This is a genomic window from Streptomyces sp. NPDC002328 (genome assembly GCF_042890065.1).
Lineage (GTDB): Bacteria > Actinomycetota > Actinomycetes > Streptomycetales > Streptomycetaceae > Streptomyces.
The window spans coordinates 200503-223145 of sequence record NZ_JBIARQ010000007.1; the positions used below are offsets into that span (position 1 = coordinate 200503).

Here is a 22643-nt window from a genome sequence, read left to right on the forward strand (position 1 = left end):
GGCTCGGCCGGTGCCCGGCTCGGCCCGTGCTCAGCTCGGCCTGGCCATCGCCTTGACGAAGGCCCGCTCCACGTCCGCCGCGGACAGCACTCCGTAGATCTCGCCGGTGTTCTCGACGACCAGGTACTCGGTGGCGGGGGTCGCGCGCAGGGCGTCCAGCAGGTCCTCGCCCGCCAGTTCGGCGGAGACGCGCATGCCGTCGGTGAGCTCCTGGGCGAGGCCGCTGACCGCGACCCAGGGGCGGCGGTGTTCCGGTACGCCGACGATGGCGGCCTCGCGGACCAGGGAGAGCGGTTCGCCGTGGGCGTCGACGACGACCAGCGCACGGGCGCCGGCGTCGTTCGCGCGGCGCAGGGCCTCGGAGAGCGGCGTGGCCGACTCGACGGGGACCGCGCGGCGGGTGAGGTTGCGGGCGCGCAGCTCGGGAAGGTGCTCGCGCAGCCGGGCCATGCGCAGGCTGTTGCCGGCGCCGGTCCAGATGATCGCGGCGAGGATGGCGGCGAGCAGGGCGTCCATCACGGTGTCCATGCCGACGCTGTCCTCGGCCGCGTCGCCGAGCGCGCCGGACTGGGTGAGCAGCGGCAGTCCGACGAGGACGGAGACGGCGAGGGCGCGGCCGACCCAGGCGGCGGCGACGGTGCCGCTCATGGGCTTGCCGGTGATCTTCCAGACGACGGCGCGGAGCATCCGGCCGCCGTCGAGGGGCAGGCCGGGCAGCAGGTTGAAGACGGCCACGATGAGGTTGGAGATCATCAGGCCGGCCAGCAGCACGCCGGGGACGGTGCCGGGCTCGACGGGTTGCAGGGCGAGGTAGAAGACGCCGGCGAGGACGAGGGAGAGCAGCGGGCCGACGAAGGCCAGCCAGAACTCGCGGCCGGGCGTCTCGGCCTCCTTCTCGATCTCGGAGACCCCGCCGAAGAACTGGAGCTGGATGCGGCGCACCGGGAGCTTGAAGCGGAGGGCGGCGACGGTGTGGGCCAGCTCGTGGACGAGGACGGACGCGTAGAAGGCGACCGCGAAGAAGAGGGAGACCAGGTAGCGGGCGGCGCCGAGCTCGGGCAGGACCCGGTCGAGCTGGCCGCCGAACACCCAGGTGATGAGGGCGGCGACGAGGAACCAGCTGGGGGCCACGTAGACGGGCACGCCGAAGGGCCGTCCCATCAGCAGCCCCCCACGAGGCTCAGGAGCCTTGGGCGGCCGCCCCTTCCCCTCGCCCCCCTCCCCGAGAACGGTCCCGCGACCACCGCCGGCGGAGCTATGCGCATGAGGCCGCTCAGGGTGAAGATCACCACGTTCCCCGAAACCGCCTTCCCCGAAACCGCCACCACCCGGGCCCGTCGCAGGCGAACCCCCTGGCGCAGCCGCCCCATCGTCCGCAGGCGTACCCCCACCCGCAGGCGCTTCCCCGGGCTCCGGGGCGCCGTCTCGCGTGGGTGTTTCGTCGGGCTCCGGGGCGCCCGGTTCCGGTGCTTCGGGGCCCGGCGTGGGGGAAGTCGCGGGCGGCGAGCTGGGGTTGGGGGGCGGCTCGGTGGCCGGGGTGGGGGTGGAGGGGGGTGGAGGTGTCGTGGGGTGGTCGGCCGGCTTGTCGTTCTCCGGCCGCGGCCGCCCGCTCCCGCCGCTTTCCACCACGGTGTCCCCTCGTTTCGAAGCGTCTTCCGCTCCAGCCGGGCGGAAGGGTCTCGGGACCGATGGTATGCGGCCGTGGTGACCTGTTTCGCCCCGGCACCCTGAGTTCCCGCCGTCGTGGGCGGGAGTGGGTGACTGTCAGTGGCGGGCCGTAAGGTCTGTGGGCATGGAGAGCAGCAGCGAGCAGGTCGCCGGAGCGGGCGACGGAGGTGCGGCGGAGCCGGAGCCGCGGGCGGCGGTCGGACCGGCCGGCGAGAGGAAGGCCGTCGCCGTGCCGCCCGCCTCGCTGTCCCCGTCCCGCGCCGGTGACTTCATGCAGTGCCCGCTGCTGTACCGGTTCCGGGTGATCGACCGGCTGCCGGAGAAGCCGAGCGCGGCGGCGACGAAGGGCACCCTGGTGCACGCGGTCCTGGAGCGGCTCTTCGACGCCCCGGCGGTCGAGCGGACGGCCCCGCGGGCCAAGTCGCTGATCCCCGGCCAGTGGGACCGGCTGCGGGAGTCCAGGCCGGAGCTGGTGGAGCTGTTCGCGGACGATCCGGAGGGCGAGCGGCTGGCCGGCTGGCTGACGGAGGCGGAGGGGCTCGTCGAGCGGTGGTTCACGCTGGAGGACCCGACGCGGCTGGAGCCCGCCGAGCGTGAGCTGTTCGTGGAGGCCGAGCTGGAGTCGGGGCTGACGCTGCGCGGGATCATCGACCGGGTGGACGTGGCGCCCACCGGCGAGGTGCGGATCGTCGACTACAAGACGGGCAAGGCGCCGAGGCCGGAGTACGCCGAGGGCGCGCTGTTCCAGATGAAGTTCTACGCCCTCGTGGTCTGGCGGTTGAAGAACGTGATCCCGCGTCGGCTCCAGCTGGTGTACCTGGGCAGCGGGGACGTGCTGACGTACGACCCGGTCCAGGCCGACCTGGAGCGGGTGGAGCGCAAGCTGCTGGCGTTGTGGGAGGCGATCCGGCGGGCCACGCAGACGGGCGAGTGGCGGCCGAGGCCGACGAAGCTGTGCGGCTGGTGCGATCACCGGGCGCACTGCCCGGAGTTCGGCGGCACTCCCCCGCCCTATCCGCTGCCCGTGGGGTGAGGGCGGTCACGTCCGCGGTCGGGGCGCAGGGCAGAATGGGGCCGGACTAGCGAAGGAGACTTACGTGGCCATCCGCGTCCTACTGGTCGACGATCAGCCGCTGCTGCGCACCGGCTTCCGGATGATTCTGGAAGCGGAGCAGGACATCGCGGTGGTCGGCGAGGCCGGTGACGGTTTGCAGGCCCTCGATCAGGTGCGGGCCCTCCAGCCCGATGTGGTTCTGATGGACATCCGCATGCCCCGCATGGACGGTGTGGAGGCGACTCGGCAGATCACCGGACCGGAGCGGGACGGTCCGGCGAAGGTGCTGGTGCTGACGACCTTCGATCTCGACGAGTACGTCGTGGAGGCGCTGCGGGCGGGGGCGAGCGGGTTCCTGCTGAAGGACGCGCCGGCCAACGAACTGGTGCAGGCGATCCGGGTGGTGGCCGACGGCGAGGCGATGCTCGCGCCGAGCATCACCCGTCGGCTGCTCGACAAGTACGCGACGCATCTGCCGTCGGGCGAGGAGCCGGTGCCGGACACCCTGCACACGCTCACCGACCGTGAGGTGGAGGTGCTGAAGCTGGTGGCGCGCGGATTGTCGAACGCCGAGATCGCGGCGGACCTGTTCGTCAGCGAGACGACCGTGAAGACGCATGTCGGGCATGTGCTGACCAAGCTGGGGCTGCGCGACCGGGTGCAGGCCGCGGTGTACGCGTACGAGAGCGGGCTGGTGCGCCCCGGGGCGCAGTAGCCGTAGTGCGGCGAAGGGCGCCCCCTGTCGTGTCGACGGGGGGCGCCCTTCGTGGTCGCTGCGAGGGGGCTCAGCCCTTGCGGAGTTCCCAGAAGCGGAACACCGTCGAGGCGTCGAGGCAGTTCTCCAGGCCGTAGACGTCCTCGTGGACGACGGCGTACTGCTTGGCCTGCCAGACGGGCAGGACGGGCAGCTGGTCGGCGACGATGTCCTGGAGCTGCCCGTAGTCCTCCTCGGTGGAGGAGCGGGTGCTCTGGGCGGCGGTGCGCGGGATGAGCGTGCCGGTGATGGTGTCGTTGGCGTAGTTGTTGCCCAGCACGTTGCCGTCGCCGAAGAACGGGGCGGTGAAGTTGTCGGCGTCCGGGTAGTCGGGCACCCAGCCCTTGACGTAGACGCCGTACTTGCCGGCGGCGATGTCCTTCTCGTACTGGTCGAAGGCGACGGACTTGACGTCGGCGGTGAACAGGCCGCTGGCGTTGAGCTGGGCGGCTATCGCCTTCAGTTCCTGGTCGGTGGCCGGTCCGTAGCGGGACGGGGTGGACCACAGGGTGAGCTTCACCTTCTCGGTGATGCCCTCCTTCTCGAGCGCGGCGGCGGCCTTGGCCTTGGAGGGGCGGGCGCCGTAGCGGTCGAAGAAGGCGGTGTTGTGGCCGCCGATGCCGGCCGGGATGATCGAGTACAGCGGGGTGGCGGTGCCCCGGTAGACGTCCTCGATCAGGGCCTCGCGGTCGATGAGGTACGCCATCGCCTTGCGGACGGCGAGCTTCCCGGCGACCGGGTCGTCCATGTTGAAGACGAGGTGCTGGACCTCGGCGCTGCTGCCCTCGACGATCTCCACGCCCGAGGTGTCGGTGCTCTGCTCGGCCTCGGAGATGTCGGCGGCGGTGAGGCCGCGGTAGGCGATGTCGATGTCGTCGGCGAGGAGGGCCTTCTTCAGGGCGCCCTGGTCGCCCTTGAAGAACTTCAGGGTGACGCCGGTGTTCTGTACCTCGGCGTTGCCCTTGTAGTTCTCGTTGACGGAGAAGACGGCCTCGTTCTCGCCGAAGGACTCCAGCTTGTACGGGCCGGAGCCGAGGGCCTCGCCGCCCTCGCGCAGGCCGTCGGCGTCGTAGGACCGGTGGTCGACGATGGAGCCGGCGCCCGAGGCGATCTTGCTGGGGAAGGTGGCGTCGGGCACCTTCAGGTTGAAGATCACCGTGCTGTCGTCCGGCGTCTCGACCTTGTCGAGCATGGGGAACATGATCGCCGGGCCGGCGTCGTCGTTGATCTTCAGCATGCGGTCGAAGGAGAACTTGACGTCCTCGGACGTGAGCGCGTCACCGTTGCTGAACTTCAGGCCGTCCTTCAGCGTGCACTTGTAGACCTTGGTCTGCGTGTCGGTGAAGGAGCACTTCTCGGCCGCGTCGGGCTCGGGCTCCGTGCCGCCCTTGGGGAAGCTCAGCAGCGACTGGAAGACGTTGTTGAACAGCAGCCATGAGCCCGGGTCGTACCCGGAGGCGGGGTCCGTGGCGAGCACGTCGTCGGACATTCCCATGACCACGGAGGAGCCGTCGCCCCCGGAGTCCCCGTTCTCCGAGCCGCATCCGGTCAACAGGCCGGAGGCCAGCCCCGCCATGATCGGCAGGAGCGGCCACTGGTTGCGCATGTTCACGTAGGTGTGCCTTGTCGTCGTTCTCATGTCCTCGAAAGCCGCGGCCGCCGCAGGTCCTGGCCCCGAGGATGTGGGGGAGGTGCGTCAGCCGCTCACGCCGCGGGAGAGCTCCCACAGCTGGAGGGTGGCCGAAGAGTTGAGCACGTAGGCCGTGCCCGTGATGTCGTCGCTGGATGCGACGTACTGCTTGCCCTGCCAGAGCGGGATGACCGGGACGTCCTTGGCCACGATGTCCTGAATCTCCGTCAGGCTCTTGGCGGCGGTCAGCCGGTCCGCCACCCGGCGGGACTGCGGGATCAGGTCGTCGATGATCTCGCCGTTGGCGTAGGGGGACTTGAGGAAGTTGTCCTTGTCCAGGAACGGGGCGAGGAAGTTGTCGGCGTCGGGGAAGTCGGGGAACCAGCCCATGCCGTAGACCTCGTACTCGCCCTTGCGCTCGGCCGGGACGAACGTCTCCCAGGGCGTGCCCTTGATGGTGACGTCGAACAGCCCGCCGGCGTTGAGCTGCTTCTGGAGCTGCTCGAACTCCTGCTTGGTGGCGGCGCCGTAGTGGTCGGTGGTGTAGTTCAGGGTCAGCTTCACGGGGGTGCTGACGTCGGCGGCCTTGAGCAGCGCCTTGGCCTTGGCGGGGTCGGGGTCGCCGTAGGTGTTGAAGAACGAGTTGGAGTGGCCGGTGATCGAGGCCGGGACCAGCGAGTAGAGCGGCTCGGCCTGGGTGCCGTACACCGCGGAGACGAGTTCGCTGCGGTCGATCAGCTGGGCCATCGCCTGGCGGACGGCCTTGGTCTTGACCGTGGGCGCGGTGGTGTTGAAGGCGAGGTAGCGGATCTCCAGGCCGGCCAGCTCGACGAGGTCTTCCTTCTTCTCGCCGGAGGTGTCGGAGAGCTTCTTGATCTGCTCCGGCGTCATGGTGCGGGTCATGACGTCGATGTCGCCCTTGTCGAGGGCGGTGCCCATCTCGTCGGCGTCCTCGTAGGAGACCATCTCGACGGTGTCGTTCTTCACGTCGAGCGTCCCCTGGTAGTCGGGGTTCTTGGTGAAGACGGCCTTGGTCACCGCGTCGCCGTCGGTCTCCGTCTTCAGGGTGTACGGGCCGGAGCCGTCCACCGCGAAGCCGTCGCGCAGCTTGCCCTTGTCGTAGTCGTCGGGGTTGACGATGCCGGCGACGGGGGTGGACAGCTTGAACGGGAAGGTGGCGTCGGCGGTCTTGAGGTGGAAGATGACCTCGTCGTCGCCCTGCGTCTCGACCGTGTCGATGGTGGACAGCAGTGCGAACACGCCGGAGTCGGCCTTGATGGCGCGGGCACGGTCGATGGAGAACTTGACGTCCTCGGCGGTGATGGCGTCGCCGTTGGCGAACTTCAGGCCGTCGCGCAGCTTGCAGGCGTAGCGCTCGTTGCCGCTGTCGGTGAAGCCGCAGCTCTTGGCGGCCTCCGGGACGGGGTCGCCCTCGCCCTTGGGCTGGATCATCAGGGTCTGCACGGTCTGGCGCAGGATGTTCCAGGTGCCGACGTCGTAGGAGTACGCCGGGTCGAAGGGCGCGGGGGCGTCCTTCGTGGCGGTGAACCGGTCGGTGGTGCCGACGACGATGGCGTTCCCGCTCCCGCTCCCGCTGTCGGACCCACCGCACGCGGCGAGCGCGGGCGCGAGCAGACCGACGACGGCCGGCAACACCAAAGTCTTGCGGTTCATGCTCGAGTTTCTCCAGAGCTCTCAAGTCCGTGTACCCGGCATGCAGGGGTGTCGCGGCGGATCACGGGGGTAACTGCGATGTTCTCGCGTCGAGATTAGTCCGCGTCGGCACGACGGTTCGCAGCCACCGGAGTTGAAAGCCCATCACGCAGCGAAACCGGGCGTGGACACACCGAAAACCCGAGCGGGGAATGTTTCGTGCAGCGCACCGCCAATCGGGACACAAGGGCGCGCCGAGACCGCCCGTACGGGGGCGAACAGCACACGGAGGCGTCCCTGTCGACCCCGCTTCGCGTGGGGAACGTCACAGGCTCCGGGGGGTGCGCGGGAAGCGGAATTCAGCCGTCGGTGATGATCCGAATTCACCGCGCGCACGCCCGCCGAATTCTTTTGTTATCGGCGGTGCACGCTGGGTGAACGTGGTGACCTATTTCGGTCGCCGGACGATGCCTCTCGGTCTTCAGGCGGCCATCAGGCCGCGCAGAAATGTCAGGTCGACGTGTTCCAGGGAGGGTACGACGGTCCGGCGGGCGGCCGGCGGGATGGGCGCCACGGAGGGGACCGCGACGACATGGCAGCCCGCGGCCTCGGCCGCCGCGACGCCGGTCGCGGTGTCCTCGACGACGGCGCATCTGGCCGGATCCGCGCCCAGTCCGGCGGCGGCGAACAGATACGGGTCGGGGTGCGGCTTGGTCCGCGCGACCTCGTCGCCGGCCACGGTCAGGGCGAAGTGCTGCGGGCCCAGCGAGGCGAGGACACGGTCGATGATGCGCCGGTGCGAGGCGGAGACGAGGGCCGTGGGGACCTCGTGCTCGGCGAGTTCGGCGAGCAGCCGGGCGGCTCCGGGCATCAGGGGCAGGGCGCGGGTGATGCGGTCCTCGAACCCGTCGTTGAGCAGGACGGTGAGTTCGGCGAGGGTGACGTCGGCGCCGGTGGCCTCGATCAGGAACCCTGCGCTGCGGCTCATGGGGCCGCCGACCACGACATGGCGCCAGGAGTCGTCGAGGGCGTGTCCGAGGCCGGCGAAGACCTCGACCTCGACGTCCCACCAGAAGCCCTCGGTGTCCACCAGGGTGCCGTCCATGTCGAGGAGCACGGCCTGCAAGGCCGAGCCCTCGGCCGTGCGGGTGCCGAGCGCGGGAACCGTACTGGTCATCCACGTACCTCCTTGAGGGACGAGCAGGCCGGCTGCCCAATTCTCACGAAGAGGCAACCGGCCTACGGGGGACCGACCAGTGTACGACTTATCCGATCAGTGTGCTCTGTGTGGCGCGCCGCGTCGGGGCGTGCCGCGTCGGGTGGGGGCGTTCGCCGCGGGCCCGACGCGCGGGGTCGTCACCGTGCGTTGAAGTACTTGGCCTCCGGGTGGTGGATCACGATGGCGTCGGTGGACTGCTCGGGGTGGAGCTGGAACTCCTCCGAGAGCTGGACGCCGATCCGCTCGGGCTGGAGCAGTTCGGCGATCTTGGCGCGGTCCTCCAGGTTGGGGCAGGCGCCGTAGCCGAGGGAGAAGCGGGCGCCCCGGTACTTCAGCGCGAACATCTCCTCGATGTCGGCCGGGTCCTCGCCGGCGAAGCCCAGTTCCGAACGCACGCGCGCGTGCCAGTACTCGGCGAGCGCCTCCGCCAACTGCACGGACAGGCCGTGCAGTTCGAGGTAGTCGCGGTAGGAGTCCGAGGCGAAGAGCTTGGCGGTCTCCTCGCCGATGCGGGAGCCGACGGTGACGACCTGGAGGCCGACGACGTCGGTCTCCCCCGTCTCCTGCGGGCGGAAGAAGTCCGCGAGGCACAGGCGGCGGCCGCGGCGCTGGCGGGGGAAGGTGAAGCGGGTGCGTTCGTTGCCGTGCTCGTCCAGGAGGATGAGGTCGTCGTCCTTGGACACGCAGGGGAAGTAGCCGTAGACGACGGCCGCTTCGAGGAGGTTCTCGGTCTGGAGCTTGTCGAGCAGGCCGCGCAGCCGGGGCCGGCCCTCGGTCTCGACGAGCTCCTCGTAGGTGGGGCCGTCGCCGGTGCGGGCCTGCTTCAGGCCCCACTGGCCCTTGAAGAGGGCGCCCTCGTCCAGCCAGGAGGCGTACTCCTTGAGCTGGATGCCCTTGATGACGCGGGTGCCCCAGAACGGCGGTTCGGGGACGCGGTTGTCGACGGCGACGTCGGAGCGGACGTGGCCTTCCTCGGGGCGCTCCTCCACCTCGACGGCGGCCGTGGCGCGGACCCGGCGCTGCTTCAGCTCGGGCAGCTTCACGCCGGGCACACCGCGCTTGACGCCGATGAGGGCGTCCATCAGGCGCAGTCCCTCGAAGGCGTCGCGGGCGTAGCGGACTTCGCCCTCGTAGACCTCGTGGAGGTCCTGTTCGACGTAGGCGCGGGTGAGGGCGGCGCCGCCGAGGATGACGGGGTAACTGGCCGCCAGGCCGCGCTGGTTGAGCTCCTCCAGGTTCTCCTTCATGATCACCGTGGACTTGACCAGGAGCCCGGACATGCCGATGACGTCGGCCCGGTGCTCCTCGGCCGCCTCCAGGATCGCGGAGACCGGCTGCTTGATGCCGAGGTTGACGACGTTGTAGCCGTTGTTGGACAGGATGATGTCGACGAGGTTCTTGCCGATGTCGTGGACGTCGCCGCGCACGGTGGCCAGCACGATGGTGCCCTTGCCCTCGGCGTCCGACTTCTCCATGTGCGGTTCGAGATGCGCGACGGCGGTCTTCATGACCTCGGCGGACTGGAGGACGAACGGCAGCTGCATCTGGCCGGAGCCGAACAGCTCGCCGACGACCTTCATGCCGTCCAGGAGGGTCTCGTTGACGATGTCGAGGGCGGGCCTGCTCGCGAGGGCCTCGTCGAGGTCGGCCTCCAGGCCGTTGCGCTCGCCGTCGATGATGCGGCGCTTGAGGCGCTCGTCCAGCGGGAGGGCGGCCAGTTCCTCGGCCTTGCCGGCCTTGAGGGACTTGGCGGTGGCCCCCTCGAAGAGCTGCATCAGCTTCTGGAGGGGGTCGTAGCCCTCGGCGCGACGGTCGTAGATGAGGTCGAGGGCCGTGGCCACCTCCTCCTCGCTGAAGCGGGCGATCGGCAGGATCTTCGACGCGTGGACGATCGCCGAGTCCAGGCCCGCCTTGACGCACTCGTCGAGGAAGACGGAGTTCAGCAGGATGCGGGCGGCCGGGTTGAGGCCGAAGGAGATGTTCGACAGACCCAGCGTGGTCTGCACGTCGGGGTGGCGGCGCTTGAGTTCGCGGATCGCCTCGATGGTGGCGATGCCGTCTCCCCGGGACTCCTCCTGACCGGTGCAGATGGTGAAGGTCAGGGTGTCGACGAGGATGTCCTCCTCGCGGATGCCCCAGTTGCCGGAGAGGTCGTCGATGAGCCGTTCGGCGATCTCGACCTTCTTCTCCGGGGTGCGGGCCTGGCCCTCCTCGTCGATGGTCAGGGCGATCAGCGCGGCGCCGTGCTCCTGGGCCAGGCGGGTGACCTTGGCGAAGCGGGACTCCGGGCCGTCGCCGTCCTCGTAGTTGACGGAGTTGATGACGGCGCGTCCGCCGAGCTTCTCCAGGCCCGCCCGGATGACCTCGACCTCGGTCGAGTCCAGCACGATCGGCAGGGTCGAGGCGGTGGCGAAGCGGCCGGCCAGTTCCTCCATGTCGGCGACGCCGTCCCGGCCGACGTAGTCCACGCACAGGTCGAGCATGTGCGCGCCCTCGCGGATCTGCTCCCGGGCCAGCTCGACGCAGTCGTCCCAGCGGGCCTCCAGCATGGCCTCGCGGAACTTCTTGGAGCCGTTGGCGTTGGTGCGCTCGCCGATGGCCAGGTAGGAGGTGTCCTGGCGGAAGGGGACCGTCTGGTAGAGGGAGGCGGCGCCGGGCTCGGGGCGCGGGCTGCGCTCGACGGGGGTGAGGTCGCGGACGCGTTCGACGACCTGGCGCAGGTGCTCGGGCGTGGTGCCGCAGCAGCCGCCGACCAGGGAGAGGCCGTAGTCCCGGACGAAGGTCTCCTGCGCGTCGGCGAGTTCCGGCGCGGTCAGGGGGTAGGAGGCGCCGTCCTTGCCGAGCACCGGCAGGCCCGCGTTGGGCATACAGGACAGCGGGATGCGGGCGTTGCGGGCCAGGTAGCGCAGGTGCTCGCTCATCTCGGCGGGGCCGGTGGCGCAGTTCATGCCGATCATGTCGATGCCGAGCGGCTCCAGGGCCGTCAGGGCGGCGCCGATCTCGGAGCCGAGCAGCATGGTGCCGGTGGTCTCGACGGTGACGGAGACGATCAGCGGCACGTCCAGGCCGGCGATCTCACGGGCGCGGTGGGCGCCGAGGACGGCCGCCTTGGTCTGGAGCAGGTCCTGCGTGGTCTCGACGATGAGCGCGTCGGCGCCGCCGGCGATGAGGCCCTCGGCGTTCTGCTGGAAGGCGTCGCGCAGGGTGGTGTAGGCGACGTGGCCGAGGGTGGGCAGCTTGGTGCCGGGGCCGATGGAGCCGAGGACCCAGCGGGTGCGGCCGTCGCGGGCGGCGAACTCGTCGGCCGTCTCGCGGGCGATGCGGGCGCCCGCCTCGGACAGCTCGTGGACGCGCTCGGGGATGTCGTACTCGGCCATGGCCGCGTAGTTGGCGCCGAAGGTGTTGGTCTCGACGCAGTCGACGCCGGCGTCGTAGTACGCGGCGTGGACGGAACGGACGATGTCCGGACGGGTGACGTTGAGGATCTCGTTGCAGCCCTCGAGCTGCTCGAAGTCCTCGAGGCTGGGCTCCTGCGCCTGGAGCATGGTGCCCATGGCTCCGTCGGCGACCACCACCCGGGTGGCGAGGGCCTCACGGAGCGCGGACACACGGGTCCGGCTGTCGGCGGAAGGGGTCGGCGGCACAGAGGCCATGTAAGGGCTCCCTCGGATGCGACGGCTGTCGGCTTCTTCGGCGCCGGCCCCGCGGTCGCTCCCGGGAGCCGCCCGGTCGGGGCGGCGCACGGATCTTCCCGTGGAGGGCGCTCGCCGCCAGAGTAGCCGGGTCGGTGGGCTTATGGTCAGGGCGTCCACGGGACGGACGAGATCGACGAGGGTTCACCCGTGAGGGGCAAGGGATGTGACACCTTCCGACCGACCATTAGCGAGAGGTCGGCATGGACCGGTAGTGTTCGACATTGCCGAACGACGACGGCGGTTGCCGCGCGTGGACGCGCGAGGGGACGGAGGCAGGACGGCGATGGCACGGAACATCCAGTCGCTCGAACGGGCGGCCGCGATGCTGCGGCTCCTCGCGGGCGGCGAGCGGCGGCTCGGCCTGTCGGACATCGCCTCGTCGCTGGGCCTGGCCAAGGGCACCGCCCACGGCATACTGCGCACCCTCCAGCAGGAGGGCTTCGTCGAACAGGACGACGCCTCCGGGCGGTACCAGCTGGGCGCGGAGCTGCTGCGCCTGGGGACCACCTATCTCGACGTGCACGAGCTGCGGGCCCGCGCCCTGGTGTGGACGGACGACCTGGCCCGCTCCAGCGGTGAGAGCGTCCATCTGGGCGTGCTGCACCAGCAGGGCGTGCTGGTCGTGCACCATGTCTTCCGGCCCGACGACAGCCGGCAGGTGCTGGAGATCGGGGCCATGCAGCCGCTGCACTCCACGGCGCTGGGCAAGGTGCTGTCGGCGTACGACCCGGTCGCGCACAGCGAGGCGCTGGAGGCCGACCGCAAACCCTTCACGGACCGCACGGTGTGCGAGCCGGAGGACTTCGAGCAGCTCCTGGACCTCACGCGCGCGCGTGGCTACGCGGCCGACGTGGAGGAGACCTGGGAGGGCGTCGCCTCGATCGCCGCGCCCATCCACGACCGGCGGCGCATGCCGGTGGGGGCGGTCGGCATCACGGGGGCCGTGGAGCGGCTGTGCCGGGAGGGCGAGCTGCGCCCCGAGCTGATCGCGGCGGTGCGGGACTGCGCCCGCGCGGTCTCGCGCGACCTGGGCGCCGCGCGGTTCTGAGAAAGCGGTTCTGAGAAGTACGTGTGAGCGGGCCGGGACGCCGTACGGCGTTCCGGCCCTCGCCATACCCTGAAAGGGACATCAGGGACACCGTCGAGCGCCGGTTCGATAGCCGGGGCCGATCAATAACGATCCTGCTTTCGATTACAGAGCTCTTGACGTGCGCGGAACGCCGGAGCAAGACTCCCGTCCATCGGTCGGCATTGTCGAACACCTACCGGCAATACGCGCTAGAGTGTGACAACGCCATGGGCCGGCATCGCTCTCACCCCCGAGGGCGGCTCGAACCCCCGGAGGGACCCGGGGTTCGGTCCCCTGGACGAAGGACAAAGGAGTCGCGGGTGTCCAGCTCCGACATCTTCATCGGCGAGACCATCGGTACCGCCATACTCATCCTGCTCGGCGGCGGCGTCTGCGCGGCCGTCACGCTGAAGGCCTCCAAGGCCCGTAACGCCGGCTGGCTCGCCATCACCTTCGGGTGGGGCTTCGCCGTCCTCACGGCGGTCTACACCTCGGCCCCGCTCTCGGGCGCCCATCTGAACCCGGCCGTCACGCTCGCCATCGCGATCAAGGACGGCGACTGGAGCAACGTTCCGACCTACTGGGCCGGACAGGTGCTCGGCGCCATGATCGGTGCGGCGCTGGTCTGGGTGGCCTACTACGGCCAGTTCCACGCCCACCTCACCGACCGTGAGATCGTCGGCGGTCCGGGCGCGCAGGACACGACGGCCAAGGCCGTGGAGGCCCAGGAGAAGGGCGCGGGCCCGGTCCTGGGCGTCTTCTCCACCGGCCCGGAGATCCGCAACGCGGTGCAGAACCTCGCCACGGAGATCATCGGCACCATCGTGCTGGTGCTCGCCGTCCTCACGCAGGGCCTGAACGACAAGGGCAACGGCCTGGGCACCCTGGGCGCACTCGTGACCGCGCTCGTGGTGGTCTCGATCGGTCTGTCCCTCGGCGGCCCGACCGGCTACGCGATCAACCCGGCCCGTGACCTCGGTCCGCGCATCGTGCACGCCCTGCTGCCCCTGCCCAACAAGGGCGGCTCGGACTGGAGCTACGCCTGGATCCCGGTCGTCGGTCCGCTGATCGGCGCGGCGATCGCCGCGGGCATCTACAACGTCGCTTTCGCTTAGACCAGGCTGCACCTTGCACACCTTGCACAGCGAGCACGCGCCGTACGTAACGCCCCTCACCCACGGAACTCCCAGGAGCACACAGTGACCGACGCCCACACCGCCGGCCCCTTCATCGCGGCGATCGACCAGGGCACCACCTCCAGCCGCTGCATCGTCTTCGACCGCGACGGACGCATCGTCTCCGTCGACCAGAAGGAGCACGAGCAGATCTTCCCCAAGCCGGGCTGGGTCGAGCACGACGCCAACGAGATCTGGACCAACGTCCAGGAGGTCGTCGCCGGAGCCGTCGAGAAGGCCGGCATCACCCGCGACGACATCAAGGCCATCGGCATCACCAACCAGCGTGAGACCACGCTGCTGTGGGACAAGAACACCGGCGAGCCCGTCCACAACGCCATCGTCTGGCAGGACACCCGCACCGACGGCCTCTGCAAGGAACTCGGCCGCAACGTCGGCCAGGACCGCTTCCGCCGCGAGACCGGCCTGCCCCTGGCCTCCTACTTCGCCGGCCCCAAGGCCCGCTGGCTGCTGGACAACGTCGAGGGCCTGCGCGAGCGCGCCGAGGCCGGCGACATCCTCTTCGGCACCATGGACACCTGGGTCATCTGGAACCTGACCGGCGGCGTCGACGGCGGCAAGCACTACACCGACGTCACCAACGCCTCGCGCACCATGCTGATGAACCTGCACACGCTGGAGTGGGACGAGAAGATCGCCGAGTCCATCGGCGTCCCGCTGGCGATGCTCCCCGAGATCCGCTCCTCCGCCGAGGTGTACGGCGAGATCACCGGCGGCAAGCTCGGCGACCTGCTCGGCGGCATCCCGGTCGCCTCCGCGCTCGGCGACCAGCAGGCGGCCCTGTTCGGCCAGACCTGTTTCGCCGAGGGCGAGGCCAAGTCGACGTACGGCACCGGCACGTTCATGCTGATGAACACCGGTGAGAAGATCATCAACTCGTACTCCGGGCTGCTCACCACCGTCGGCTACCGCATCGGCGACCAGAAGCCGGTGTACGCCCTCGAAGGCTCCATCGCCGTCACCGGTTCGCTGGTGCAGTGGATGCGCGACCAGATGGGGCTGATCTCCACCGCCGCCGAGATCGAGACCCTCGCGCTCTCGGTCGAGGACAACGGCGGCGCGTACTTCGTGCCGGCCTTCTCCGGCCTGTTCGCCCCGTACTGGCGCTCCGACGCCCGCGGTGTGATCGCCGGCCTCACCCGGTACGTCACCAAGGCGCACCTCGCGCGCGCCGTCCTGGAGGCCACCGCCTGGCAGACCCGTGAGATCACCGACGCCATGACGAAGGACTCCGGCGTCGAGCTCGCGGCCCTCAAGGTCGACGGCGGCATGACCTCCAACAACCTGCTGATGCAGACCCTCTCGGACTTCCTGGACGCGCCCGTGGTGCGCCCGATGGTCGCCGAGACGACCTGCCTCGGCGCCGCCTACGCCGCCGGCCTCGCCGTCGGCTTCTGGACCAACACCGACGACCTGCGCGCCAACTGGCGACGGGCCGCCGAATGGACCCCCCGCATGGACGCGGAGACCCGCGACCGTGAGTACAAGAGCTGGCTCAAGGCCGTCGAGCGGACCATGGGCTGGCTCGAGGACGAGAGCTGACGAGAGCCGGCTCCCCGCTTCGAAGCCGGCCCCGGCCGGAGCTCTGATGAGGAGTAAGAACCCGATATGACCAGTCAGTCCACCCTCCAGTCCGTGCCTGCCCTGGGTACGCACCCGGCCTCCGGCTCCAACCCGAGCCGGGCCGAGACCCGGGAGCAGCTCTCCAAGGCGTCGTACGACCTCCTCGTGATCGGCGGCGGCATCCTGGGCATCTCCACCGCCTGGCACGCCGCGCAGTCCGGCCTGAGGGTGGCCCTGGTCGACGCCGGCGACTTCGCCGGCGCCACCTCCTCCGCCTCCTCCAAGCTGCTCCACGGCGGTCTGCGCTACTTGCAGACCGGCGCGGTGAAGCTGGTGGCGGAGAACCACTTCGAGCGCCGTGCGGTCTCCCGCCAGGTGGCCCCCCACCTGGCGAACCCGCTCACGTTCTACCTCCCCGTGTACAAGGGCGGGCCGCACGGCGCGGCGAAGCTCGGGGCGGGCGTGTTCGCCTACTCCGCCCTGTCGGCCTTCGGCGACGGGGTGGGCCACCTGCTCTCCCCCGCCAAGGCCGCGCAGGACGTGCCCGAGCTGCGCACCGACAACCTCAAGGCCGTGGCCGTGTACGGCGACGACCAGATGAACGACTCCCGGATGGCCCTGATGACGGTCCGCGCGGCCGTCGAGGCGGGCGCGGTGGTGCTGAACCACGCCGAGGTGACCGGGCTGCGCTTCACCAACGGCCGGGTGACCGGCGCCGACCTGCGCGACCGGCTCTCCGGCGACGAGTTCGGCGCGAACGCCCGCCTGGTGCTGAACGCCACCGGTCCCTGGGTGGACCACCTGCGCCGGATGGAGGACCCGAAGGCCGCGCCGTCGATCCGGCTGTCGAAGGGCGCCCACCTGGTCCTGAAGCGCACCTCCCCGTGGCGGGCGGCGCTCGCCACCCCGATCGACAAGTACCGCATCACCTTCGCCCTCCCCTGGGAGGACATGCTCCTGCTCGGCACCACCGACGAGGAGTTCGAGGGCGACCCGGCGGACGTCTCGGTCACCGAGAAGGACACCGCCCAGATACTCGACGAGGCCGCGTTCTCCATCCGCGACCAGCAGCTCGACCGCGATCTGATCACCTACGCCTTCGCCGGTCTGCGGGTGCTGCCCGGCGGGCCCGGCGACACCGCGAAGGCCAAGCGCGAGACCGTCGTCACCGAGGGCCGGGGCGGCATGCTGTCGGTCGCGGGCGGCAAGTGGACGACGTTCCGGCACATCGGCCGCACGGTGATGCAGAAGCTGGAGGCGCTGCCGGGCCACCCGCTGGGCGACGACTTCGAGCCGATCTCCTCGCTGCCGAAGAAGCTGCCGCTGCCGGGCGTCGCCAACCCGCGCGCGGTCGCCCACCGGCTGCTGGTCGACAACCCGGCGCCCGGCCCGCGCATGGCCGCCGACACCGCCAAGCACCTGGCCACGCACTACGGCTCGCTCGCCTTCGACATCGCCCGCCTGGCCAACGAGAACCCGGAACTGGGCGAGCGCGTCCACCCGGAGGCCCCGGAGATCTGGGCGCAGGTCGTCTACGCCCGCGACAACGAGTGGGCCGAGACCCCGGACGACGTCCTGCGCCGCCGCACCACCCTGACCATCCGCGGCCTGGCCACGGACGAGGTCCGCGCCAAGGTGGAGACGCTCCTCGACAAGAAGTGACGGCGGCTTGACCATAGGGGGCGGCTCCGCGTCGGCGGAGCCGCCCCTTTCGTCTGCCGTCAGCTTTCGTCTGCCGTCAGCCCGCTCGTCTGCCGTCAGCCCGCATAATGGCGGCCAGACATCCGATGTCTGGATGCGGGTGGTGCGGGCCGGCAGGGAGGTCGGGGATGGCTGTCACGGACGAGGCGATCGAGAAGATCAAGGGGATGATCGTCTCCGGTGCGCTGCGGCCCGGGGACCGGTTGCCGAAGGAGAGCGAACTCGCGGCCGAACTGGGGTTGTCCCGGAACTCGTTGCGGGAGGCGGTGCGCGCGCTGTCGTTGATCCGGATCCTGGACGTGCGGCAGGGCGACGGGACCTATGTGACGAGCCTCGATCCCCAACTGCTGCTGGAGGCGCTGAGTTTCGTCGTGGACTTCCACCGCGACGACACGGTCCTGGAGTTCCTCGCCGTGCGGCGCATCCTGGAGCCGGCCGCGACCGCGATGGCCGCCCTGCGCATCAGCGAGCAGCAACTGGACGCGTTGGACGCCCAGTTGGACAAGCTCGGCAAGGAGCCGTCGGTCGAGGAACTCGTCGCCGGCGATCTGGAGTTCCACCGCGGCATCGTGCGCAGCGCCGGCAACTCGGTGCTGTGCTCGCTCCTCGACGGCCTCTCCGGGCCCACCACCCGGGCCCGTATCTGGCGCGGTCTGACCCAGGAGGACGCCGTCGCCGGCACCCTGCGCGAGCACCGGGCGATCCTTGCCGCGCTGCGCGACCGGGACGCGGAGGCGGCGCGCTCATGGGCGACCGTGCACATCGCGAGCGTGGAGCAGTGGCTGCGTTCGACCTTGTGAGCGGCTGCGTCAGACGGGTGTCCGGGCATGGTGAACGGGGCAGTGATCCGTTCACTCCCCCGTGCAAGGGGGCTGCGGGCGCCCCCGCGCGACGCCGTAAGGTTGGGTGGTCAGGCGAGGGCACGTCGGAAGGAGGCGCTGGGTGATCGAGCTCGAGGGGGTTCCCGAGCTGATCGACCCGGTCATGGTGGCCGCGTTCGAGGGCTGGAACGATGCCGGCGACGCCGCCTCCACCGCGGTCGCGCACCTGGAGCGGGAGTGGAAGGGCGAGGTGTTCGCGGCACTGGACGCCGAGGACTACTACGACTTCCAGGTGAACCGCCCCACGGTGTTCATGGAGGCCGGCGTACGCAAGATCACGTGGCCGACGACAAGGTTGTCGGTGGTGCGGGTCGGCGGCGAGAAGCCGCGCGACCTCGTGCTCGTGCGCGGCATCGAACCGTCCATGCGCTGGCGCTCGTTCTGCAACGAGCTGCTCGGCTTCGCGCACGAGCTGGGCGTGGAGCTGGTGGTCATCCTGGGCGCGCTGCTCGGCGACACCCCGCACACGCGTCCGGTGCCGATCAGCGGGACCACGTCCGACGCCGACCTGGCGCGCCGGATGGACCTGGAGGAGACCAAGTACGAGGGCCCGACGGGCATCGTCGGCGTCCTCCAGGAGGCGTGCACGCACGCGGGCGTGCCCGCCGTCAGCCTCTGGGCGGCCGTTCCGCACTACGTGTCGCAACCGCCCAACCCGAAGGCGACGCTGGCCCTCCTCAACCGCCTGGAGGACCTGATCGACGTGCGGATCCCGCTGGGCGAGCTGCCCGAGGACGCGCGCGCGTGGCAGGTCGGCGTGGACCAACTCGCCGCGGAGGACACCGAGGTGGCCGAGTACGTGCAGACGCTGGAGGAGGCCCGCGACACCGCGGAGCTGCCGGAGGCGTCGGGCGATGCGATCGCCCGCGAGTTCGAGCGGTATCTGCGGCGCCGGGACGGCGGCGGGCCGCCCGACCCCGGGGAGCGGACCCGGCCGCCGAAGCCGCCCAAGCCCGCGTCCGACGACGAGGATTCGTCGGAGGAATGAGCTGCGGAGAGAGGGCGGTGCGCCGAGCGCACCGCCCTCTGCCCGTGGGGGACTAGAGCGCCACGCCCAGCAGCGCGTCCACCGCCCGCGACACGACACCGGGCGCGCCGATGTCCGCGCCGCCCCGCTCCTGCTGGAGCGCGACCCAGCGGTCGACGGCGGCCAGCGCGGCCGGGGCGTCGAGGTCGTTCGCGAGGGCCTCGCGGATCTCGTCGACGAGGGCCTCGGCGGGCGGGCCGTCGGGCCGAGAGACCGCCGCGCGCCAGCGCCCGAGCCGGTCCTGCGCGTCCTGGAGCACCTGGTCGGTCCACTCCCAGTCGGCGCGGTAGTGGTGGGCGAGCAGGGAGAGCCGGATCGCGGCCGGGTCGACGCCGTCGCGCCGCAGCCCGGAGACGAAGACCAGGTTGCCCTTGGACTTCGACATCTTCTCGCCGTTCAGGCCGACCATGCCGGCGTGGACGTACGCCTTGGCCATGGGGAACTCGCCGGTGAGGGCCTGGGCGTGGGAAGCGCCCATCTCGTGGTGCGGGAAGGCGAGGTCGGAGCCGCCGCCCTGCACGTCGAAGCCCATGCCGAGGTGGTCCAGGGCGATGGCGACGCACTCGATGTGCCAGCCGGGCCGGCCGCGGCCGAGGGAGCCGCCGTCCCAGCTGGGCTCGCCCTCGCGGGCGGCGGTCCACAGCATCGGGTCGAGCGGGTTCTTCTTGCCGGGCCGGTCGGGGTCGCCGCCGCGCTCGGCGGACAGCAGCCGCATGGCGGCGGCGTCGAGGCCGGACACCTTGCCGAAGTTCGGGTCGGACCCGACGGAGAAGTAGACGTCCCCGTCGAGCTCGTAGGCGGCGCCGGCGTCCCGCAGGCGTTCGACGAGCGGCACGATGCCGGGTATCGCCTCGACGGCGCCTATGTAGTGCCGCGGCGGGAGCATGCGCAGGGCGGTCATGTCCTCGCGGAAGAGGGCGGTCTCCTTCTCGGCGAGGGCGACCCAGTCGACGCCGTCCCGCTGGGCGCGCTCCAGGAGCGGGTCGTCGACGTCGGTGACGTTCTGGACGTAGTGGACCTGCCGCTTGGTGTCGAGCCACACGCGCTGAACGAGGTCGAACGCGTTGTAGGTCGCCGCGTGACCCATGTGGGTGGCGTCGTACGGCGTGATGCCGCACACGTAGAGACGGGCGACGGGACCGGGATCGAGGGCCACGAGGCCGCCGGTCGCGGTGTCGTGGATCCTCAGGTCGCGGCCCTGACCAGGCAGGGCGGGGACCTCGGAAGCGGGCCAGGCATGCATGTCATGAGCCTAACCGGCCGGAAGTTGCGCCCACGAACCGGAGCGGCCCGGATGACCGGGAAGGCACTCTTGCGCCGGACGGGTCCGTGTGCGTGGCGCGGTCGGACCGGCGGCCTCAGACCGGCGGCCAGGGGATCGCGGGCCAGTCCCCGGTCGGCTCCGGGTGCGTGCCGGACGTCAGCAGCGCGTCGACACGCGCGCGGGTGGCGTCGGTCTCCGCCTGGGTGATGAGCGCGCCCAGCGTGCCCGTCAGCTCCCCGGTGGGCCCCAGGGCGGTCCTGAGGCGTTCCAGCACCTCGACGGCCTCCGCGGTCAGGGGCTCCCCCGCCCAGCCCCACAGCAGGGTGCGCAGCTTGTTCTCGGCGTTGAAGGTGACGCCGTGGTCGATGCCGTAGAACTGTCCGTCGCCGGTGGTGAGGAGGTGGCCGCCCTTGCGGTCGGCGTTGTTGACGACCGCGTCGAGGACGGCGAGCCGCCGCAGCCGCTCGTCGTCGGCGTGCACGAGGAGGGCCGTGCGCCCCTCGCCGACCTCGGCGAATCCGATCGCCTTCCAGCCGGGCTCCGGCTCCTGCGCGTCGACGAGGGCGAGCAGCCCGTCCTCCGGGGCCGCCTCGATCCACAGCTGGCACATGCCCTCGCCGTACGGCCCGTCCCGCAGCACGGTGGGCGGCACGAGCCCCCAGCCGGTCGCCTCGGAGACGGCGTAGGCGGCGACCTCCCGCTGGGCGAGGGTGCCGTCGGGGAAGTCCCACAGGGGTCTTTCGCCGGCGACGGGCTTGTAGACGCAGGCGGCCTCACGGCCGTCGTGGGCGACCGTGCAGTACAGGGCGGCGTTGGAGGCGTCCCGGATGCGTCCGCGCACGGTCAGCTCGCCCCGAGCGAGCAGCTCGGCGTGGGCGGGGCCGGCGGTCGTCACGCCCCGCGGCGGTATCCGTTCTGGCGCGGACATACGTGTCCTTCCGGGTCGAGCGGCAGACTGCACAGCGGGCACGGCGGACGGCCGGCGTTGACGACGTCGAGGGCTCTCTTGGCGAAGGCGCGCGCCTGCGCGCCGCTGAGCCGGACCCGCAGCATCGGGGGCCCGTTCTCCTCGTCCTGGAGCAGCCGCTCCTCGGCCTCGGCGAGGTCCTCCTCGGAGTCGGCGTCCAGCTCCACGAGGGCCTGCGCCTCGACGATCATGCGCTGTTCCTCGCCGTCCCAGGCGAGGGCCATGGTGCCGACCCGGAACTCCTCCTCGACCGGCGTCTCGAGGGGGGCGGTGTCGGCGACTTCGTTGGGCGCCATGGCCGGCACGGCGGCGCTGCCGCCGCTACGGCGCACCACCTCGTCCAGCAGTTCGTCCATGCGCTCGGCGAGCGCGGCGACCTGGGTCTTCTCCAGGGCCACGCTGGTCACCCGGGAGCCGGCGGTGGCCTGGAGGAAGAAGGTACGGCGCCCGGGCAGTCCGACCGTACCGGCCACGAAGCGGTCCGGGGGGTCGTAGAGGAACACCTGACGGGACACGTCCTGTCTCCATGGGAATCGTGGGTACGTGAACGTCCATGTGTGAACGCGCGTATGCGGACCGCTTCACCCTACTGCGGCCGACGATCACGGTGCGCCCGCACCGCCCCCGACCGCGGCGTCCCCGGTGGGCGGCTCCTCACGGGGTACGAGGGAGGCGAAGTCCCCGGTGTCCCCGAGGCGTACCAGGAAGGGCCGCAGACGGGTGTGACGGATCACGGTGATGGAACACGGTTCGACGGAGATCCGCTGGAAGAGGTCGAGATGAAGTCCGAGCGCGTCCGCGACGAGCGACTTGATGATGTCGCCGTGCGAGCACATGAGGTAGACGGCGTCGGGGCCGTGGTCGCGCTCCACGCGCGCGTTCCACTCGCGCACCGCCTCGGCGGCGCGGGTCTGCATGGCCCGCATCGACTCGCCGCCCGGGAAGGCGGCCGCGGACGGGTGCGACTGCACGACCTCCATCAGCGGCTCGTCCTTGAGTTCGGCGAGCTTGCGCCCGGACCAGTCGCCGTAGTGGCACTCCCCGATCCGCTCGTCGGTGTGCAGGGACAGGCCGGGGCGGGCGTCGAGGAGGGGCCGTACCGTCTCCTGGCAGCGCTGGAGGGGGCTCGCGACGACCTCGGCGATCGGCAGGTCGGCGAGCCGCCCGGGGAGCGCGGCGGCCTGCTCGTTGCCGCGCTCGTCGAGGGCGACGCCGGGAGTCCAGCCGGCGAGGAGGCCGGAGGTGTTGGCGGTGGACCGTCCGTGCCGGACGAGGATCAGCGTGGGCATGCGGCCCAGGGTA

General features: G+C 70.9%; 16 protein-coding genes and 1 pseudogene. 8 read left to right on the forward strand and 9 right to left on the reverse strand.

Annotated elements, in window-relative coordinates; translation table 11 throughout:
• Positions 1–30: 30 nt before the first annotated feature.
• Complete coding sequence (locus tag ACFYX4_RS20305; RefSeq protein ID WP_389334735.1) at positions 31–1629, reverse strand: site-2 protease family protein; 1599 nt, start codon at positions 1627–1629, stop codon at positions 31–33.
• A gap of 163 nt (positions 1630–1792) precedes the next feature.
• Here ACFYX4_RS20305 and ACFYX4_RS20310 point away from each other — a divergent pair.
• Positions 1793–2751: pseudogene (locus tag ACFYX4_RS20310) on the forward strand (RecB family exonuclease).
• A 14-nt stretch (positions 2752–2765) separates the two neighbouring features.
• Positions 2766–3437 carry a response regulator gene (locus ACFYX4_RS20315; RefSeq protein ID WP_389334738.1) on the forward strand — a complete coding sequence of 224 codons (672 nt, stop codon included), beginning with the start codon at positions 2766–2768 and terminating at the stop codon, positions 3435–3437.
• 70 nt (positions 3438–3507) lie between these two features.
• Here ACFYX4_RS20315 and ACFYX4_RS20320 read toward each other — a convergent pair whose 3' ends face one another.
• The 4 genes from ACFYX4_RS20320 to metH all read right to left on the reverse strand — a co-directional run bounded on the left by ACFYX4_RS20320 (position 3508) and on the right by metH (position 11631).
• On the reverse strand, positions 3508–5088 hold the full coding sequence (locus ACFYX4_RS20320) for an ABC transporter substrate-binding protein (protein ID WP_389335208.1): 1581 nt from the start codon (positions 5086–5088) through the stop codon (positions 3508–3510).
• 84 nt (positions 5089–5172) lie between these two features.
• Positions 5173–6780 (reverse strand): ABC transporter substrate-binding protein, encoded by a 1608-nt coding sequence (locus ACFYX4_RS20325; protein ID WP_389334741.1) that lies wholly within the window; start codon positions 6778–6780, stop codon positions 5173–5175.
• Positions 6781–7240: 460 nt separating this feature from the next.
• Positions 7241–7936, reverse strand: a complete 696-nt coding sequence (locus tag ACFYX4_RS20330) for an HAD family hydrolase (RefSeq protein WP_389334744.1) — start codon at positions 7934–7936, stop codon at positions 7241–7243.
• A 179-nt stretch (positions 7937–8115) separates the two neighbouring features.
• The gene (gene metH, locus ACFYX4_RS20335; RefSeq protein ID WP_389334747.1) at positions 8116–11631 is read right to left on the reverse strand and encodes a methionine synthase; all 3516 of its coding nucleotides are present in this window, start codon (positions 11629–11631) and stop codon (positions 8116–8118) included.
• 325 nt (positions 11632–11956) lie between these two features.
• Between metH and ACFYX4_RS20340 the strand changes: the two genes are divergently transcribed.
• The 6 genes from ACFYX4_RS20340 to ACFYX4_RS20365 all read left to right on the forward strand — a co-directional run bounded on the left by ACFYX4_RS20340 (position 11957) and on the right by ACFYX4_RS20365 (position 19071).
• On the forward strand, positions 11957–12721 hold the full coding sequence (locus ACFYX4_RS20340) for an IclR family transcriptional regulator (RefSeq protein WP_389334750.1): 765 nt from the start codon (positions 11957–11959) through the stop codon (positions 12719–12721).
• Positions 12722–13062: 341 nt separating this feature from the next.
• Positions 13063–13857, forward strand: a complete 795-nt coding sequence (locus ACFYX4_RS20345) for an MIP/aquaporin family protein (RefSeq protein WP_389334752.1) — start codon at positions 13063–13065, stop codon at positions 13855–13857.
• 84 nt (positions 13858–13941) lie between these two features.
• Complete coding sequence (gene glpK / locus ACFYX4_RS20350) at positions 13942–15480, forward strand: glycerol kinase GlpK (protein ID WP_389334755.1); 1539 nt, start codon at positions 13942–13944, stop codon at positions 15478–15480.
• 66 nt (positions 15481–15546) lie between these two features.
• On the forward strand, positions 15547–17163 hold the full coding sequence (locus ACFYX4_RS20355; protein WP_389334758.1) for an FAD-dependent oxidoreductase: 1617 nt from the start codon (positions 15547–15549) through the stop codon (positions 17161–17163).
• Positions 17164–17330: 167 nt separating this feature from the next.
• Positions 17331–18002, forward strand: a complete 672-nt coding sequence (locus ACFYX4_RS20360; protein ID WP_389334761.1) for a FadR/GntR family transcriptional regulator — start codon at positions 17331–17333, stop codon at positions 18000–18002.
• Positions 18003–18144: 142 nt separating this feature from the next.
• The gene (locus ACFYX4_RS20365) at positions 18145–19071 is read left to right on the forward strand and encodes a PAC2 family protein (RefSeq protein ID WP_389334764.1); all 927 of its coding nucleotides are present in this window, start codon (positions 18145–18147) and stop codon (positions 19069–19071) included.
• A 52-nt stretch (positions 19072–19123) separates the two neighbouring features.
• On the opposite strand, the gene mshC is transcribed toward ACFYX4_RS20365, so the two are convergent.
• From mshC to ACFYX4_RS20385, 4 genes are all read right to left on the reverse strand, one after another.
• Positions 19124–20353, reverse strand: coding sequence for a cysteine--1-D-myo-inosityl 2-amino-2-deoxy-alpha-D-glucopyranoside ligase (mshC, locus tag ACFYX4_RS20370; RefSeq protein WP_389334767.1), 1230 nt, complete (start codon positions 20351–20353; stop codon positions 19124–19126).
• A gap of 115 nt (positions 20354–20468) precedes the next feature.
• Positions 20469–21302: an SCO1664 family protein gene (locus ACFYX4_RS20375; protein WP_389334770.1), complete on the reverse strand. Its 834-nt coding sequence runs from the start codon at positions 21300–21302 to the stop codon at positions 20469–20471.
• The gene (locus ACFYX4_RS20380; RefSeq protein ID WP_389334773.1) at positions 21266–21856 is read right to left on the reverse strand and encodes a DUF3090 domain-containing protein; all 591 of its coding nucleotides are present in this window, start codon (positions 21854–21856) and stop codon (positions 21266–21268) included. Before ACFYX4_RS20380 ends, ACFYX4_RS20375 begins: the two co-directional genes overlap by 37 nt.
• An 87-nt stretch (positions 21857–21943) precedes the next feature.
• Entirely contained in the window at positions 21944–22630 is a 687-nt protein-coding gene (locus tag ACFYX4_RS20385) for a histidine phosphatase family protein (protein ID WP_389334776.1), read from the reverse strand.
• Between the last annotated feature and the right edge of the window lie 13 nt (positions 22631–22643).

Excerpts from the sequence above, each read along its gene's own strand:
- ACFYX4_RS20330 (WP_389334744.1), bottom strand. The coding sequence starts at position 7,936 with ATGACCAGTACGGTTCCCGCGCTCGGCACCCGCACGGCCGAGGGCTCG.
- metH (WP_389334747.1), bottom strand. The coding sequence starts at position 11,631 with ATGGCCTCTGTGCCGCCGACCCCTTCCGCCGACAGCCGGACCCGTGTG.
- mshC (WP_389334767.1), bottom strand. The coding sequence starts at position 20,353 with ATGCATGCCTGGCCCGCTTCCGAGGTCCCCGCCCTGCCTGGTCAGGGC.
- ACFYX4_RS20360 (WP_389334761.1), top strand. The coding sequence starts at position 17,331 with ATGGCTGTCACGGACGAGGCGATCGAGAAGATCAAGGGGATGATCGTC.
- ACFYX4_RS20355 (WP_389334758.1), top strand. The coding sequence starts at position 15,547 with ATGACCAGTCAGTCCACCCTCCAGTCCGTGCCTGCCCTGGGTACGCAC.
- ACFYX4_RS20340 (WP_389334750.1), top strand. The coding sequence starts at position 11,957 with ATGGCACGGAACATCCAGTCGCTCGAACGGGCGGCCGCGATGCTGCGG.
- ACFYX4_RS20325 (WP_389334741.1), bottom strand. The coding sequence starts at position 6,780 with ATGAACCGCAAGACTTTGGTGTTGCCGGCCGTCGTCGGTCTGCTCGCG.
- ACFYX4_RS20385 (WP_389334776.1), bottom strand. The coding sequence starts at position 22,630 with ATGCCCACGCTGATCCTCGTCCGGCACGGACGGTCCACCGCCAACACC.
- ACFYX4_RS20375 (WP_389334770.1), bottom strand. The coding sequence starts at position 21,302 with ATGTCCGCGCCAGAACGGATACCGCCGCGGGGCGTGACGACCGCCGGC.